The organism is Flagellimonas maritima, assembly GCF_003269425.1.
GTDB classification, from domain to species: domain Bacteria; phylum Bacteroidota; class Bacteroidia; order Flavobacteriales; family Flavobacteriaceae; genus Flagellimonas; species Flagellimonas maritima.
The window spans coordinates 2,378,738-2,394,542 of sequence record NZ_CP030104.1 but is presented as its reverse complement, the minus strand read 5'-3'; the positions used below and the strand labels follow the sequence as shown (position 1 = coordinate 2,394,542).

Annotated in this window: 16 protein-coding genes; 3 read left to right on the top strand and 13 right to left on the bottom strand. The window is 37.9% G+C overall.

Features of this window, described 5'->3' with window-relative positions; all coding sequences use genetic code 11:
* Positions 1 to 61: 61 nt before the first annotated feature.
* From HME9304_RS10555 to HME9304_RS10545, 3 genes are all read left to right on the top strand, one after another.
* Entirely contained in the window at positions 62 to 262 is a 201-nt protein-coding gene (locus HME9304_RS10555; RefSeq protein WP_112379794.1) for a dodecin family protein, read from the top strand.
* Between the two features lie 63 nt (positions 263 to 325).
* The gene (locus HME9304_RS10550; protein ID WP_112378562.1) at positions 326 to 2,434 is read left to right on the top strand and encodes a thioredoxin domain-containing protein; all 2,109 of its coding nucleotides are present in this window, start codon (positions 326 to 328) and stop codon (positions 2,432 to 2,434) included.
* Between the two features lie 65 nt (positions 2,435 to 2,499).
* Positions 2,500 to 3,327, top strand: a complete 828-nt coding sequence (locus HME9304_RS10545) for a mechanosensitive ion channel family protein (protein ID WP_112378561.1) — start codon at positions 2,500 to 2,502, stop codon at positions 3,325 to 3,327.
* Here HME9304_RS10545 and tsaB read toward each other — a convergent pair.
* From tsaB to HME9304_RS10480, 13 genes are all read right to left on the bottom strand, one after another.
* A complete protein-coding gene (gene tsaB / locus HME9304_RS10540) occupies positions 3,324 to 4,001 on the bottom strand; it encodes a tRNA (adenosine(37)-N6)-threonylcarbamoyltransferase complex dimerization subunit type 1 TsaB (protein WP_112378560.1) in 678 nt (225 codons plus the stop codon). The two genes, HME9304_RS10545 and tsaB, sit on opposite strands and share 4 nt — an antisense overlap.
* A gap of 16 nt (positions 4,002 to 4,017) precedes the next feature.
* Complete coding sequence (locus HME9304_RS10535; protein ID WP_112379793.1) at positions 4,018 to 5,355, bottom strand: TolC family protein; 1,338 nt, start codon at positions 5,353 to 5,355, stop codon at positions 4,018 to 4,020.
* Between the two features lie 28 nt (positions 5,356 to 5,383).
* Positions 5,384 to 6,523 (bottom strand): efflux RND transporter periplasmic adaptor subunit, encoded by a 1,140-nt coding sequence (locus HME9304_RS10530; RefSeq protein WP_112378559.1) that lies wholly within the window; start codon positions 6,521 to 6,523, stop codon positions 5,384 to 5,386.
* 27 nt (positions 6,524 to 6,550) lie between these two features.
* Positions 6,551 to 7,813 carry an ABC transporter permease gene (locus tag HME9304_RS10525; RefSeq protein ID WP_112378558.1) on the bottom strand — a complete coding sequence of 421 codons (1,263 nt, stop codon included), beginning with the start codon at positions 7,811 to 7,813 and terminating at the stop codon, positions 6,551 to 6,553.
* A complete protein-coding gene (locus HME9304_RS10520; protein WP_112378557.1) occupies positions 7,814 to 9,049 on the bottom strand; it encodes an ABC transporter permease in 1,236 nt (411 codons plus the stop codon).
* Positions 9,039 to 9,743 (bottom strand): ABC transporter ATP-binding protein, encoded by a 705-nt coding sequence (locus HME9304_RS10515; protein WP_112378556.1) that lies wholly within the window; start codon positions 9,741 to 9,743, stop codon positions 9,039 to 9,041. The genes HME9304_RS10520 and HME9304_RS10515 overlap by 11 nt, the downstream gene beginning before the upstream one ends.
* Before the next feature lie 98 nt (positions 9,744 to 9,841).
* Entirely contained in the window at positions 9,842 to 10,951 is a 1,110-nt protein-coding gene (locus HME9304_RS10510; RefSeq protein WP_112378555.1) for an efflux RND transporter periplasmic adaptor subunit, read from the bottom strand.
* Positions 10,952 to 10,985: 34 nt separating this feature from the next.
* A complete protein-coding gene (locus HME9304_RS10505) occupies positions 10,986 to 12,245 on the bottom strand; it encodes an ABC transporter permease (protein ID WP_112378554.1) in 1,260 nt (419 codons plus the stop codon).
* A 29-nt stretch (positions 12,246 to 12,274) separates the two neighbouring features.
* Positions 12,275 to 13,519 carry an ABC transporter permease gene (locus tag HME9304_RS10500; protein WP_112378553.1) on the bottom strand — a complete coding sequence of 415 codons (1,245 nt, stop codon included), beginning with the start codon at positions 13,517 to 13,519 and terminating at the stop codon, positions 12,275 to 12,277.
* 115 nt (positions 13,520 to 13,634) lie between these two features.
* Positions 13,635 to 13,838 (bottom strand): hypothetical protein, encoded by a 204-nt coding sequence (locus HME9304_RS10495; RefSeq protein WP_112379792.1) that lies wholly within the window; start codon positions 13,836 to 13,838, stop codon positions 13,635 to 13,637.
* A 73-nt stretch (positions 13,839 to 13,911) separates the two neighbouring features.
* Positions 13,912 to 14,448: a DUF420 domain-containing protein gene (locus HME9304_RS10490; RefSeq protein ID WP_112378552.1), complete on the bottom strand. Its 537-nt coding sequence runs from the start codon at positions 14,446 to 14,448 to the stop codon at positions 13,912 to 13,914.
* Positions 14,445 to 15,191 carry an SCO family protein gene (locus HME9304_RS10485; protein ID WP_112378551.1) on the bottom strand — a complete coding sequence of 249 codons (747 nt, stop codon included), beginning with the start codon at positions 15,189 to 15,191 and terminating at the stop codon, positions 14,445 to 14,447. Before HME9304_RS10485 ends, HME9304_RS10490 begins: the two co-directional genes overlap by 4 nt.
* Positions 15,172 to 15,804, bottom strand: coding sequence for a hypothetical protein (locus HME9304_RS10480; RefSeq protein WP_112378550.1), 633 nt, complete (start codon positions 15,802 to 15,804; stop codon positions 15,172 to 15,174). Before HME9304_RS10480 ends, HME9304_RS10485 begins: the two co-directional genes overlap by 20 nt.
* Position 15,805 lies beyond the last annotated feature (1 nt).

The following is a 15,805-nucleotide window of genomic DNA, read 5'->3' as shown; positions in this document are numbered from 1 at the left end:
AAAGCGGTTTTTGTTCTGATCAATTTTCCCTAACTTGGAATACATTATAAAAAACATATCCATGGCAGTTTTAAAAGTTATTGAAGTATTGGCAAACTCGGACAAGAGTTGGGAACAAGCAGCAAAAAATGCAATAGAGCATGCATCCAAATCTGTAAAGAACATCAAATCGGTATACATTAACGAACAAAGCGCTTCTGTAAAAGATGATAAAATTGAGCAGTACAGAGTAAATGTGAAAATTACCTTTGAGGTTAAGTAACAAGGGGATGGAAAAATAAGAATCGCGCCCTATTGGGCGCTTTTTTTATGCTTAAATTACTATATGATTAAGAGATTAACCATCATATTAGTTTTGCTTACTATAACTTATGGCTGTACCCAAAAATCAAATAAAGTGACCCATAGACATACCAACGCACTAGTAAATGAGACAAGTCCTTACCTTTTGCAACATGCCCACAATCCCGTAAATTGGGAAGCATGGAATCCAGATGTCCTGGCACGTGCCAAGAAAGAGGATAAACCCCTACTTATAAGTATAGGGTATGCAGCCTGCCACTGGTGCCATGTTATGGAGGAAGAATGTTTTGAAGATGAGGAAGTGGCACAGATGATGAACGAAAATTTCATCAATATTAAAATTGACAGAGAGGAACGACCGGATGTAGATCAAATTTACATGGACGCCATTCAGATAATATCCGGTAATGGAGGTTGGCCTTTGAATATTGTAGCCCTACCGGATGGGAGACCATTTTGGGGGGCCACCTATGTTCCAAAGGATAATTGGATAAAATCCTTAAAACAGCTTAAAGATTTATATAAAAACGACAAATCAAAAGTCGTTCAATATGCAAGTGATCTTGCCAATGGCATCAATGCTATAAATTTGGTTGAAAATAAAAGTGATTCCAGTAATTACACGCTTGACCAATTGGATACGGCAGTAGAAAATTGGTCTCAATATTTTGATACGTTCTTAGGCGGTTATAAACGTGCACCTAAATTTATGATGCCCAATAACTGGGGTTTTTTGTTACATTATGCCACGGTCAATTCCAGACCTGAAATCATGGAATATGTCAATACAACATTGACCCGTATGGCTTACGGAGGAATTTTTGATCATGTAGGTGGTGGATTTTCCAGATACGCTGTGGATACAAAATGGCATGTCCCGCATTTTGAAAAGATGCTGTACGATAATGGTCAACTTACAAGCCTATACGCTGAAGCCTACGCAGTCACCAAAAATGAACTGTACAAGAAGGTTGTAGAAGAAACAATTGGTTTCGTCAAAGAGGAATTGATGGATGAAAATGGAGGTTTTTATTCTTCGCTTGATGCTGATAGCTTAAATGAAAATGGGGAACTTGAAGAAGGTGCCTACTATGTCTGGACGAAAGAAGAGCTTTCAGCATTATTAGGTTCGGATTTCAAGATTTTCAAGGATTACTACAGCATCAACTCTTATGGGTTTTGGGAGAAAGAGAATTATGTTCTGATACGTGATAAATCCGATGAGGAAATCGCTGAAAAGTATGGTATTGCCACACTGGAATTAAAGCTAAAAATGAACAATGCACTTTCAATTCTTAAAAAGAGAAGGGAAAAGCGCTCCAGACCCAGATTGGACGATAAGATTCTTACATCATGGAACGGTCTTATGCTCAAAGGACTGGTTGATGCATATCGTTATTTAAACAATAAGGAATATCTTGATCTTGCTTTAAAAAATGCAATGTTCATTGAAAAAGAAATAATCAAAAACGACCACTCACTTTTTCGAAATCATAAAGACGGTAAAAGTAGCATCAATGCCTTCTTGGAAGATTATGCCACTATAATTGAAGCTTACTTGGCACTCTATGAAGTCACTTTTGATGAGAAATGGCTGAATCTTTCCAAAAAGCTTCTAGATTACACTAAATCACATTTTTTCGATAAAAAATCAGGAATATTTTTTTTCACTTCGGATAAAGATGATTCACTTATTCGAAGAAGCATTGAAACCAACGACAATGTTATTTCTGCCTCCAATTCAATAATGGCTAAAAACCTATTGAAATTTCATAAACTTTTCCCCAACGAGGGCTATGAAAATTTATCGAACCAAATGTTGAAAAACGTTCAGGAGAATTTTGATAAAAGTGCACAGGGTTTTGCCAATTGGCTACATCTAGTGCTATATAAGAATCAGAACTTTTATGAGATAGCCATCGTGGGGGATAATTATAAGGAACTTGGTAAAGAAATCAGCAGCAACTATTTGCCAAATAGTATTTTGGCCGGAGCCAAGGAAGAAGGTAGTATCGATTTACTTCAAAATAGATATGATAAAAATCAAACGCTTGTGTATTTATGTATAGAGGGTTCCTGTAAATTACCTGTAACATCAACCGAACAAGCATTAAAACAATTGGGAAGGTAAAAAATTGGATTGCCGGACTTGTATAGAAAATTTACATACCCTTAATTTGCATCATAATTTAAAAAATGGACAAACTTACCGACTACCAACAACATATTGATGAAGCCATAAATTGGATATGGAACCTCCTGCCCAATCTGGTAATGGCAATTATTTTATTGATTTTAGGACTTTGGGTCGTAAAATTCTTAAATAGATTGGTGCGTAAGTTCTTTGAGAAGAAAGATTACGACCAGACGCTTGAAACTTTTTTACAGAGTTTTATATCCATCACCCTAAAAATTATACTATTTGTGTTGGTAGTGACCCAATTGGGCGTAAAAACCTCTTCTCTTGTAGCTATACTGGGTGCTGCTGGATTGGCTATTGGACTAGCCCTCCAAGGTTCTTTGGCAAATTTTGCCGGTGGTGTACTCATACTGCTTTTTAAGCCTTTTAGGGTAGGCGACTGGATTTCCGCACAAGGTGTAAGTGGTTCTGTAAAGGAGATATCAATTTTCAATACAAAACTGAACACTTTCGAAAATCAAGTGGCCATCATACCTAACGGGCAACTTTCCAATGGGAACATTATAAACTTTAATGCAGAAGATAAAAGAAGGGACAACTACACCGTTGGGATAGGTTACCGTGCCAATATTAAGGAAGCAAAAGATATTCTACTACAAATTTGTGCTGATAACGAAAACATTTTACAAGATCCTGCACCTGAAGTTTATGTGGGTTCACTGGGGGATAGTTCTGTGAATCTCTCGTTGAGATATTGGGCAAAAAATGAAGTGTTTTGGCCTGCCAAATTCTATGTACACGAACAATCCAAATTAAGATTTGACAAAGCTGGAATAGAGATTCCGTTCCCGCAACGCGTCATGCATCAAATGAAAAACAATTAGTTTGTTTTCTTATTCTGAAGTATAAAATCCTTTAAATAATAAGGTTCAAAATAAGCAACATCCTCAAAGAGTCCCTTTTGAAATTTTTTATATGAAATCAATGCCATTTCTTTTGATGATGGTACTATAACAGTATTAAAATTAAAGTTGGGATGTTTTAAAAATTCTTTACATTTTTCTGCTCCGCTACCTACAATATGGGCCTTAGTTTTGATGGCGTATTCGGCGAAAGAATTTTCATTCACAATTTCTGCTTTTGTTTCCCTGATTTTGATATGATTGGAATTATAAACGGCTGAATAAACTTCCATACGTCTTGCATCCAGTACGGGGATGATTACTTCATCATCATTTATATCTAGCTGAAATGCCATGCTTTGCAAGGTAGGCACAGAAATCAAGGGCACATCCAACGAAAAGCAAAGACCTTTTGCTGCCGAAACACCAATACGAAGGCCTGTGTAGGAACCTGGTCCTTTACTTATTGCAACCGCATCAATATCAGAAAAAGAAAAGGAAGCCTCTTTCATGACTTCCTCTATAAATACGTGCAACTGTTCAGAATGTGAATAACTGGAGGCATTGTTCTCCTTCAATACAATAATCCCATCACCATTGGATAGACTAACGGAGCAATTGGTGGTTGCTGTTTCTAAATTAAGTATTAGGGCCATAGCGGCCACAAAGATACTAGTTTAACGAAATTGGAATGCCAAAATAGAATTCCAAAATCTTCAGCCTAAATATATAATCATATTTTGTACGTATTACTTCAGCTTCAGCATTGTCCACTCTTGCCTGAGCCTGACTAAAATCAAACGAATTCATTAACCCTACATTAAAGCGTTCCTTTGCGTAATCGTAAGCCAACCTTCTGGCCTCTACGGTTTTTTCGGCCGCTTCGTAGGATTTGGAAAAGGTGGTCACATCTACATAAGCTTGTTGTATGTTAGATTCCAATTCCAACTTGTTCTGTTCCAGCTGCAACTGGGCTTGTAGCAATCCTATTTTTGATCGCTTAACACCGTTTCTAGCACTCCAACCATTAAAAAAAGGAACCTCTAACTGAAAACCGTAGGCAAGACCGTCAAAAATCCATAACTGGTCCGTAAATGGAATAATCGATAAATCCTGAGGATTCAGGTTTTGATCCGAATATCTTGTATTATAATTTATAAATGCAGATAACCTGGGGTAATATGCACCTTTGGCAATTTTTAAATCCTTTTCCGCAATTTCAACATTGGATTCCGAAAATTTAATATCATTTCTAAAAGTTAGCGCCTTATCATAAATAGTTTTAGCGGAATTGTCCAAAATATCGGAAGGCGGTACTTCGAACTCCTGATCGGCAATGTCAAAATTTTCATAATCGGTAATCTGCAACAACTGTGCAAGATTTACCCTTGAAATCAATACCAGACCTTCTCCGTTAATAATCTGTTGTTCCTGGGTGGCGGCCGTAGCCTCTATTTCCAATAAATCGCCCCTTGGTACCACTCCGGATTCTACCAGTTCCTTTGTCCGCAATAAATCTTGTTCCGTTACGGCATATTGTGCTTTAAAAACCTTCAGTTGTTCCTTGTTGGACAACACTTGTAGATATGCATTGGCTACATTCAATCTAATATCGTCCTTTAAATCATCAAGTCTATAAATATTGGAAATGGTATTCAGCTCGGCCCTTTGCAATTGTCTAATATTTCTGAGACCATCAAACAGATTAAGTACAGAGGTCAGATTACCGGTAAAGTTTAACTGCGTACTTACGGGTTCTTGCGAAGTTGGATTAAACGATAGACCTACGTTTTCCGTCAAACGCCCATCTCCGTTCAAACTCGGTAGTAAATTGCCTATAGCGTCGGATTTATCAATTCTTGCATTATCCAAATCCAGTTCCGCCTGTTCAATGGTCAAATTATTGTCCACTGCATAGGTGACACATTCTTGTAATGTCCATTTTCTCACTTGCGCGTTGGTGATGAACATCGCACAAAATAGCATGAGTAAAGTGATTTTAAATTTCATTCGTTTCTTGATTTTGATTTTTATTGGATTAGGCATCTTCGTCTGCGTTCTCATCATCTTCCAAGCCCTTCTTGATCGGTTCTGTTTTGTTCCATTGTTTTATTTCATCGGTTTTCTCCAATCCTGATACAATTTCCACATTTACGCCGTCCGAAATTCCAATTTCGATATCTCTACGCTCAAACTCTTGTTCTCCCGTAGCAACTTCAACATAAGGCTTGTCCGTTTCTTTATCAAATTGTAACAACGCTTCCTGAATGACCAAGATGCTATCTTTCTTTTCAAGTACCAATGATGCATTGGCACTATATCCTGCACGAATCATAAAATCTCCACCAACTTCGACATCTCCTTCAATTTTAAATTGAACAGCTCCGGATTCTTCAACACCTTTAGGAGCTATGAACTTTAGGTCAGCATCAAACTCTTGATCTTCAATGGCACCTAGACTGATTTTCAATGGCATGCCCAATTTTAATTTCCCTACTTCGCCTTCATCGACCTTTCCTTCAAAAATCATTTTGCTCAAGTCTGCAATGGATGCAATAGTGGTACCATCGTTAAAATTATTGCTCTGAATTACCTGATCTCCTTCTTTTACGGGAATTTCCAAAATGGTTCCGGATACTGTCGCGCGGATATCCGTATTGGCCGCCGATGAACCCCCTATAGATCCCCTACGGATAATTTGATAATCTGCACGTGCGTTCTTCAACTCCTGTTCGGCTTGTTCGTAAGTCAACTTTTGATTTATAAAATCTTGGTTTGAAACCACACCTTTATCATAAAGTGTTTTATTTCTATCGTATTCGATTTTTGCATTGTTCAAAGCCAGTTCCGCATTGCGAACGCGACCTTGGGCTTGGTTCAAGGACTGCTCGTTGGGCACCACTTTTATCACGGCAATCAAGTCACCTGCTTTAATAGGTGCACCTTCCTCAACAAAAATCTTATCGATAATACCCGTTATCTGGGGTTTGATGGCGACCTCGTCCTCAGGTATTACTTTTCCAGTGGCTACAGTCTTTTTTTCTATGCTTGAAATGAATGGCTTATGGGTTTCATATGTTATGGCAGACTTACTGTTTGATTTTATAAAAAATACAGCGGCCCACATTGCTCCTAGCACAAGAACAGCAAGACCTACCCATTTTAAAATTTTCTTCATTTTTTTTGATTATTTAGTTTTAACTTTTTATTCTTCTCTCAATGCATCTATTGGCCTGATGCTAACGGCTCTTTGAGCGGGTATTAAACCAATAAGGACCCCAAGTATTATCATAAGCAACAAAGCTCCCAAAACATAAGGAATCGGAACCGTTGGATTGGTATACGGAAAATCAGCACCCTGCGTTAATGCATCTATTATTTTCAATGTTACCGCTCCCAAGATAATCCCTATGATTCCGGATAACAATGTCAATACTAGGGATTCAATGATAATCTGGTTTCTGACTTCGCTTGGTGTAGCTCCTAAAGCTCTTCTTACACCCAATTCCTTTGTTCTTTCCTTTACTGATATTAAAAGTATATTCCCTATACCAATTACACCAGCTAAAATAGTTGCTATTCCTACAATGAGTGACAAGAAAGTCATTCCGCTGGAAAAGCCCATTATCTTATTGAAAATCTCGCCTAGATTGAAAGAGCCGAAAGCCCTTTCATCTTTTGGATGTACTTTATGGATGCTCTTCAATACGGATTTTACATCTTCCTCTACCTGAATAACATCTGCATCATCATAAGCGGCTATCGTAAACCATGAGACATCATCGCCCGTATTGTACAGTTTTCTGAATGTGGTAAAAGGAATAAATATGTCGCTATCACTTTCAAAACCGCCCCCTGGAGTAAACTTGTGCACACCAACGACCTGAAAATAGATATTGTCTATCCTAATATATCCTCCTATTGGGTCTTCATCTTTCTCAAAAAGTTCTTTTTGGGTGCGCTCACCGATAACACATACCTTACGTGCTTGATCTATATCTTCATCGTTGATGAATCGACCTCCATCGTAGATTTTCTTTGTTGCGATTTTTGTGAATGCGGGAAAGTCACCATACACGGCATAGTTCCCTGATTTCAATCCTCTTGTTATTATTCCGGGTTCAGAGCCAAAAATACCGCGAACGTTTCTTGGGGCTATATTCTCAATTTCCGGTATACGATTGTACATAACATCTACATCTCCAAGCTTTAACTGTATCTGCCTACCCGTTTTAAAACCTGCATGCGGCATACTTGTACTTTGCCCCCACGCAAAAAGACTGTTCATTGCAACAGATTCAAATTGCCTTTCAAAACCGTTGTCCAAACCTTTTGAAGCTCCGGAAAGACCTATATAAATGTAGATGCCAACGAATACACCTATCATGGTCAAAAATGTACGCATTCTGTTTTTCCTAATGGATTGGAAAATTTCTTGCCATGTATTTCTGTCAAATAACTGTCTCATCTATTCATCTCTTAGAGCTACGATCGGTTTTATCCTTGCTGCTCGTTTTGCTGGGATATACCCTGCTATGGCGCCACAAATAATCAATAAAATAGTAGCGAAGATTGCTGTTCCTGTGTTTATGGCGGGGTTGGTTATAAAATAGTCATCTTCCAATGTTTTCCCACCTATGGAATTTAAAACGGATATTCCGATTATCATTCCGATAAATCCAGAAATTGTAGTAATGAAAATCGACTCGAATAGAACCGAGTTAATTACTTTTTTTGGCGTTGCTCCAAGCGCTTTTCTTATCCCAATTTCCTTTGTACGCTCTTTTACCACAAATAGCATAATATTACTGATTCCGATAATGCCCGAGATAATCACGGCAAAGGCAATCCCGGAAATTATAATCTGAAGAACATTCGCAAATTGCTGATTTTGTTTTAACTGATCGGCAACGTTTCTAATGAAAATTCCGTTTGGATCTTCTGGACTTATGATTTTCTTATTACGGATAAAATTATCCAATTTGTTTTCAAAGGCCATTGCGCCAGCATATCCGATTTCAGGTTTGAAAGCCAAAATAATCTGGTCTATTTTATCATTGTTCTTTTCAATGAGCTGTCTTGTGGTAAAGGGCATGTAGATGTATCGCTCCTCATTATCACCGCCATCATCCTGAAAAACCCCTATGACCTTAAAAACACTTCCGCCTATATCTATAAATTCGCCGATGGACTTTTCTCCTTTGAACAAATCCTTCTCAACCAATCTTCCGATAACTGCATATTTGGTTTTTTTAAGGATATCGGTTTCATTTAAGTATCGGCCTTTCATCATTATGGTTTTCTCAGCAAATTGGTGTGCCGGACCAACAGCTCTTGTATTATAGTTATCCGATTCTTCTTTATAGGTGACCAAGGCATTCCTGGAAATTCTTGGGGTTATATATTCCATAAGCATGGAGAAGTTCTTTTCGATATCCTCCAAGTCTTCATTTTCAAATTCTATTTGTCTTTTGGCTTTATAACCCTTGTAAGGTATAGTCGTTCTACCTGGAAAAACAAATAATGTATTGGTGGCATCATCACCAAAGAATTTGGTAAAGGTATTGTTCAAGCCATTTCCCATACCAAAAAGCACCACAAAAATAAAAATGCCCAAGGCTACCGTAAATCCTGTTAAAAAAGTACGAAGCTTGTTTTTTTGTATAGTTTCAAATATTTCTTTCCAAGTATCTCTACTGAACATAAGCGGCTGCTCTGACCTGTTTTACTTCTTTATCCTCTACAATTACACCATCTTTTAAGTGCACTATTCTTTTGCACATATGTGCGATATCTTCTTCATGGGTCACTACCAATATTGTATTGCCCTCATCATTAATTTTTTGGATCAAGTCCATGACCTCGTATGATGTTGTGCTGTCCAAAGCTCCTGTTGGCTCATCTGCCAAAAGCACTTTTGGCTCTGCTGCCATGGCCCTTGCAATGGCAACACGTTGTTTTTGTCCGCCTGACAACTCACTTGGTAAATGCGTAGCCCATTCCTTTAATCCGACGCGCTCTAAATATTTAAGTGCTTTTTCCTGTCTTTCTTTGCGTGCAACACGCTGATAATATAACGGCAAAGCGACATTCTCCATGGCACTTTTATAATTTATTAAATTAAAGGATTGGAAAACAAAGCCCAAAAACTTGTTCCTATACTGTGCAGCTTTGGTTTCACTTAGATTTTTGATAGGGACTCCATCCAAGGTATAATCTCCAGAATCAGCTTCGTCAAGCATCCCCAAGATATTGAGCAAAGTAGATTTTCCAGATCCCGAAGAACCCATTATCGCAATTAGTTCTCCTTCTTTTGCCTTAAAATTGATGCCCTTTAGTACGTGAAGGGAATTACTTCCCATTTTATAGGACTTGTGAAGATCTTTGATTTCTATCATGATTGGTACTGTTAGCTATCTGAAACTTTTAACTCCTCCAATAGGACTTACAAGTTGTTAAATTGTTACAAGATTAAGCGATTTTTTTTGTTAAATAATTAATTGGCGTTTTCTTCTTCTATGGCATTCCAAACTTTAATATTATCTTTTTGATCTATACCTGATTTGACCTCTACAAAAATACCATCGCTAATTCCAAGTTCAATGTCCTTTCGCTCAAATTGTTGTTCCGAAGTTTCAACTTCGACGTATGGCTTTTTAGTATCATCATCAAATTGAACCAATGCTTCCTTTAGTGCAAGAACACTATCTGCTCGTGCCAGTATGATAGAGGCATTGGCGCTCAGTCCCGCACGGATAAAAACGGTGTCCTGTTTTTTCAATGTCCCCTTTATTTCAAATTGAATAGCTCCGTTCTCCTCTTTACCTTTCGGTGCTATATAATCCAGTACGGCATCAAAAGTCTTGTCTTCAATGGCTCCAACGGTTATTTCCAATGGCAGGTCTTCTTTTATTTTTCCAACTTCAGACTCATCCACCTTTCCTTCAAAAATCATTTTTTCCACATCGGCAATGGCCGCAATTGTAGTTCCTTCATTAAAATTATTACTTTCTATAACCTGATTGCCCACTTCAACGGGCACTTCCAGCACCATACCGCTCACCGTGGAACGAATTAAATTATTGGCTGCATTCCTATACCCGCTTGTAGTACCCGTGTTTACAATATCGAACCTTTTATTTGCAGCACTGTAAGCTTGTTTCGCCTGATCGTAAGTGACCTCGGCACGTTCTAAATCAGCCTTTGAAATGACTCCTTTACTAAATAAGGTGAGCTGTCTTTCATAATTTCGCTTTTGGTCGTTCAGTGTAATTTTGGCATCTTCTATGGTATTTCTTGCATCATTTAGAGCTGTAAGATTAGGTACCACTTTGATTTTTGCCAATAAATCCCCGGATTTTACATAGTCCCCACCTTCTATATAAATCTCCTCTATCACCCCAGAAATATTGGGTTTGATCAACACTTCTTCCAAAGGAAGGATGCTGCCGGTGGCGACCGCCTTTTTAACTATGGTCTGTCTTGAAAGTTTTTCTGTTTCGTAAACGACAGGGTCTTCTGAGTTTTTCTGATATAGGTAATACATTGAACCACCAAATACCAGTACGATGAGTAAGAGGATGGTAATTGTAACTGACTTTTTCATTTTGTGCTTATGGATTAATTTGATTGATTTTGATTTATTCCGTTCTTAATGCTTCAATGGGCCTTACACGAATGGCGCTTTGTGCAGGTATGAAACCTGCCAAAAGTCCTGAAATCATCAATATGAGCAATGCGCCACTGACCACCCCAATACTTACACTCGGATTCATGAACATATCCACTGGACCAACACTGTCCAACAAAGAGTTGATTCCATAAATGACCAATGAACCAAAAATGATTCCCGTCATCCCTGAAATAATCGTCAGAAAGATGGATTCCATTAATATTTGTTTTTTTATGGACCACGGTTGTTCTCCCAAAGCCCTCCTAATTCCTATTTCTTTAGTGCGTTCCTTGACAACAATGAGCATAATATTACTTACTCCGATAATACCTGAAAGCAATACCATGATTCCTACGATATAGGCAACACCTTTTAGCGCTCCAAAAAGACTCTCCACTCTATTATATTGTTCATAAAGGTCAAAATAACCAATAGCACGATTATCTTGTGGATGTACTTTATGCCTTTCTTTCATTACGTTCACTATATTTTCCTTTAATTGGGATATAGAACTACCGTCATTTGCAGTTATTGCCATCCAACCTACTTCTTCTCCCCTATTGAACGCCTGGGAGAAAGACGTAAAAGGAACAAAAATCTCTTTTTGAGCTTCTTCACCATCGCCATCATTGCTGTTTTTCTTGTAGGTACCCACCACTAAAAAATTGACTCCCTGAATTTTGATATAAGTTCCAAGAACATTTTCGTCCTTTTCATAAAGATCTGTCTTAACGCCTTGACCGATTATTGCCACTTTTCGCTTTTCGCGGATATCGTTGTGGTTGATGAACCTTCCAGAAGTTACCGTCATTGGGTCTTGGTTTATAATCTCGGGGTAATCTCCATATACATTATAAGCCCCTGTCCTTATTCCCCTTATTACATTATTACCGCCTCTAAAACCGCTAAGTCTATTTCTTGGTGAAACAAATCTCATGTTTGGAATATTGTCATGTATTGCCGATACATCACTTATTTTAAATTCAAAGCTTCTGCCCATAGGCAATCCTTCATAAGCTTTTGTAGTGCTCCGTGTCCACATGAACATGGTGTTGGTGGCGATATCCCCAAAATCTTGTTTGATTCCATTCTCAAGACCTTTACCTGCAGCCAGTAACACAATTAGGATAAAAATACCCCAACACACTCCAAAAGCTGTAAATATGGTACGCCATACATTGCTTGTAAGCACTTCCAAAATTTCCCTCCATCTATCTTTTGTGAACATGTATGGTTTATTTTGATAATGGATTATGATTATTCATCTCGCAATGATTCTATTACCTGTACTTTTGCTGCGCGCCACGCAGGCACAAATCCTGCCAATGTTCCAGCAAAAATAAGTACCAAAACAGTAGAAAAGGCTACTTTAAAATTCACGGAAGGATTGACCACATAATCAATTTCAATATTGGGTCCTAAAACCTCCAAGAGTGCCATACTAAAAATCAGCCCTGCAAAACCTGAGATTGCAGTAACAAAAATGGATTCATGAAGAATCATTGCAATAATGGACCAAGGTTTTGCTCCCAATGCTTTCCTAATACCAATTTCGCGCGTACGCTCCTTAACAACAATCAGCATGATATTGCTTACACCCACAACTCCTGCAATTATGGTACAAATACCAACAAACCAGAAAAAAAGTTTTATGTTATTGGTAAGTCCGTAATAACGCTTAGCCTCTTCCATGGCGCTCCATACCTCCATGGCACCATTATCATCAGGCGCTACCGTATGGGCCTGTTGCAAATATGTTTTCAAGTCATTCTTAAAGGTGACCGCTTGAGCTACGGCCTGCTCAAAATTCTCCGCAGGAGGCAAAGTAAAGGACATATTGTTCACCCTATCACCTCCATTAAAAACCCTTTGCGCCGTTGTGATTGGTATATATATTCGTTCTTCTTCCCTTTCCTCCATTTCTCCAAACACTCCAACTATCTTAAATGGAATTCCCGAAATCTTGATGAACTCACCAACAGGTGATTCAACATCTGCAAAAACATCTTTTTTGATTTTATTACCGATAACGGCTACCTTACCTGTTGAAACCTCATCTTGGTAATTTAGAAAGCGACCTTCCCTCATGGAAGTATTTTCGATAAACTGAAAATCCGATGCAACTCCTTGAACTCCGTACACCAGGGCTTCTTTTCCATAATTTACCGTGATATCACGAACGAATATTCTAGGTGATTCATATTCAATGGCATCTTGAAACATGGATGAAGCAGTTTCAAAATTTTTGTTCACGAATTGAATCCTTCTACCTGGGTTGAGCCCCTTATATTCCTTGGAAGTAACTCCTGGCCATGCCCAAACACTTGTAGATGCATCTTGCTTGAACTCACGTTCAATACCATTCTGCATTCCTTGCCCAAAACCCAATAGAATTACTAAAATAAAAATACCTGAGGCCACAGATAGACCAGTAAGAAAAGTGCGAAGTTTGTTCTTACGGATGGTGTCAAATATCTCTTGCCACCTTTCAATGTCGAACATAGTGGTTAGTGTTTGGTGATTGATGAATACGCTTGTGCGTACCTATATATGACTTAGACCACATCATATTGTTACACTTTGGCGTCGAAAAAAATGTTAAAATTATAATGAAGACTTAATTACGCATCTTTCTATAGATGAAAAAAAACAATCCCGCAACCAAAATATACGGAATTGCCATTAGGTACACAATACCATTGTTTATGCCCTCCGCAGTTTTTCCATCGGCCTCACTTTCCACTACCGCCCTGCACATGGCGCATTGGGCTTCTGAAACTTGCGGGAAAATTAAAAAGATAAAGAGAAAGAGAAACAGCATCCACACTTTCTTTCGTGATATTTTTTCCGAAAGATTTCTATATCGAATTAAAGAAATTATAGTATTTAATTTGTTAGTGAGCATAGTATGGTGAAATCATCAAATAAACCACTACACCGGTAATGGCAACGTATAGCCAAATTGGAAAAGTATATTTAGCCCATTTTCTATGTGCTGAAAAATCGTTCAGGTATGCTTTGGCATAAGTCCTCAACACCAAGGGTATTACCGCAATGGAAAGTATGATATGGGAAATCAATATAAAAAAATAGATATATCTGATAATGCCCTCACCGCCATATTGTGTACTTTCAGAGGTCATGTGGTATGCAACATACATTACAAGAAATAATAAAGAAAGGCCTATGCAAGTGGTCATCAATTTTTGATGGATATTTTTTTTGCCATTTTTTATAGCTATCACGGCCGTGATCAATAAAATTGCCGTCAACCCATTAATGCTGGCATAAATGGGCGGTAAAAATGATAGTGGTTTCGCATTGGGGATTTTATATCCAAACAACAATGCAACTACCAATGGAATTACGATTGATATTACAGTAATCCATTTATTAAAACGTTTTTCCCTTAATGAAACTTCATTAATCATTTTTCCTTCAATAGTTTTTTAATATCCTCCTTTAACATAGTAATCTGCTGTGCTTCACCTTCATTATTGACACCTTGTTTCTCTGTAATGGTTCCTCTGTAGTAAATCAACGGATTTCCGTTTCCGTCAGTTCTGGAGCGAATGTAACCATCCTTATCCACCAGGGCGAACATACCGGAGTGTTCAAAGCCACCTGGAGCATCCTCCACTTCATTTGCCAGAATATAAAAGCCTTCTTGTGCCAATTTATAAATCTCGTCTTGATTGCCTGTCAGCAAATGCCAATCTTTATCGGTTATTCCATAACGGTCGGCATATTTTTTTAAAACAATTGGGGTATCGTACCTTGGGTTGATGGTAAATGATGCCACTCCAAATTCATCGTACGCTTTGAACGTATTTTGAAGTTCAACCAAATTTTTGGTCATAATTGGACAAATGGTAGGGCATGTAGTAAAGAAAAATTCAGCTATATACACTTTTCCCAAATAGTCTTTGTCAGAAACGAGCAAACTATCCTGATTTAAAAAGGAAAACTCGGGAACCTTTCTTTTTTTTCCATCGGCCACTATGAAACTTAGTTCACGCTGCAACGAACCAACGCTCATCCTATCATTTTCTACTACGGAACCATCTTTGAGCCTTTTTGTGATTTCATATATAGCGAAAATCCCAAAAACCAAAATAATCGTTGACACCCAAACGTAGGTATATTTCTTTTTGCTATTTGCTCCTGTCGGCATTATTTTTCTTTAAGGCGAGACGATATTCTGCAAGAATTATTTTTACATCGTCTTCCATTTTATTGTTCAGTTCTGCTACTGAGGTTGTATTAAAACCATATTTGACTCCTTCGTCCTCATCGTCTTTTCTACCTCTTAGATTTCGATCTTTATCAACAATAAAAACATAGGGAGTGCCAAGGTTTTTGTCCAACTTCATATTGACATTGAGCTCGCTGAAGAGTTTCTCTATTTCTGAGTGGTTGCCAAACACAAAATTCCATTTTTCAACACTTGAAAGCTCACCCAATTCTTGTTTTAGGGTTTGTATCTCATCTTCATTTCCTTTAGGCACGATCATCACCATTTGGAAATCATTAAATTCATTGAATCGCTTATAGATTTTTTGGTTGAGGTTAAAAGCATTTCCTTTTACACGTGCTATGTCATCACCCAAAAAACCTAGAATGGTAATTTTTCCTTGAAGGCTTACCTTTTTATTCAAGCCTTTTAAATCTGGGATATTTTCTGTTAGAATAGGTAGTTTTCCAAAGTTATTTACCCCAGAGGCAAAGAATAAGTAGGCCACCAATGGGAAAATGAACAAAACAACGAGAACAAAAGTTTTTTTCATT

What these genes read in the sequence shown, in the direction of transcription:
- HME9304_RS10555 (WP_112379794.1), top strand. Translation starts at nt 62, where the DNA reads ATGGCAGTTTTAAAAGTTATTGAAGTATTGGCAAACTCGGACAAGAGT.
- HME9304_RS10550 (WP_112378562.1), top strand. Translation starts at nt 326, where the DNA reads ATGATTAAGAGATTAACCATCATATTAGTTTTGCTTACTATAACTTAT.
- HME9304_RS10545 (WP_112378561.1), top strand. Translation starts at nt 2,500, where the DNA reads ATGGACAAACTTACCGACTACCAACAACATATTGATGAAGCCATAAAT.
- tsaB (WP_112378560.1), bottom strand. Translation starts at nt 4,001, where the DNA reads ATGGCCCTAATACTTAATTTAGAAACAGCAACCACCAATTGCTCCGTT.
- HME9304_RS10535 (WP_112379793.1), bottom strand. Translation starts at nt 5,355, where the DNA reads ATGAAATTTAAAATCACTTTACTCATGCTATTTTGTGCGATGTTCATC.
- HME9304_RS10530 (WP_112378559.1), bottom strand. Translation starts at nt 6,523, where the DNA reads ATGAAGAAAATTTTAAAATGGGTAGGTCTTGCTGTTCTTGTGCTAGGA.
- HME9304_RS10525 (WP_112378558.1), bottom strand. Translation starts at nt 7,813, where the DNA reads ATGAGACAGTTATTTGACAGAAATACATGGCAAGAAATTTTCCAATCC.
- HME9304_RS10520 (WP_112378557.1), bottom strand. Translation starts at nt 9,049, where the DNA reads ATGTTCAGTAGAGATACTTGGAAAGAAATATTTGAAACTATACAAAAA.
- HME9304_RS10515 (WP_112378556.1), bottom strand. Translation starts at nt 9,743, where the DNA reads ATGATAGAAATCAAAGATCTTCACAAGTCCTATAAAATGGGAAGTAAT.
- HME9304_RS10510 (WP_112378555.1), bottom strand. Translation starts at nt 10,951, where the DNA reads ATGAAAAAGTCAGTTACAATTACCATCCTCTTACTCATCGTACTGGTA.
- HME9304_RS10505 (WP_112378554.1), bottom strand. Translation starts at nt 12,245, where the DNA reads ATGTTCACAAAAGATAGATGGAGGGAAATTTTGGAAGTGCTTACAAGC.
- HME9304_RS10500 (WP_112378553.1), bottom strand. Translation starts at nt 13,519, where the DNA reads ATGTTCGACATTGAAAGGTGGCAAGAGATATTTGACACCATCCGTAAG.
- HME9304_RS10495 (WP_112379792.1), bottom strand. Translation starts at nt 13,838, where the DNA reads ATGCTGTTTCTCTTTCTCTTTATCTTTTTAATTTTCCCGCAAGTTTCA.
- HME9304_RS10490 (WP_112378552.1), bottom strand. Translation starts at nt 14,448, where the DNA reads ATGATTAATGAAGTTTCATTAAGGGAAAAACGTTTTAATAAATGGATT.
- HME9304_RS10485 (WP_112378551.1), bottom strand. Translation starts at nt 15,191, where the DNA reads ATGCCGACAGGAGCAAATAGCAAAAAGAAATATACCTACGTTTGGGTG.
- HME9304_RS10480 (WP_112378550.1), bottom strand. Translation starts at nt 15,804, where the DNA reads ATGAAAAAAACTTTTGTTCTCGTTGTTTTGTTCATTTTCCCATTGGTG.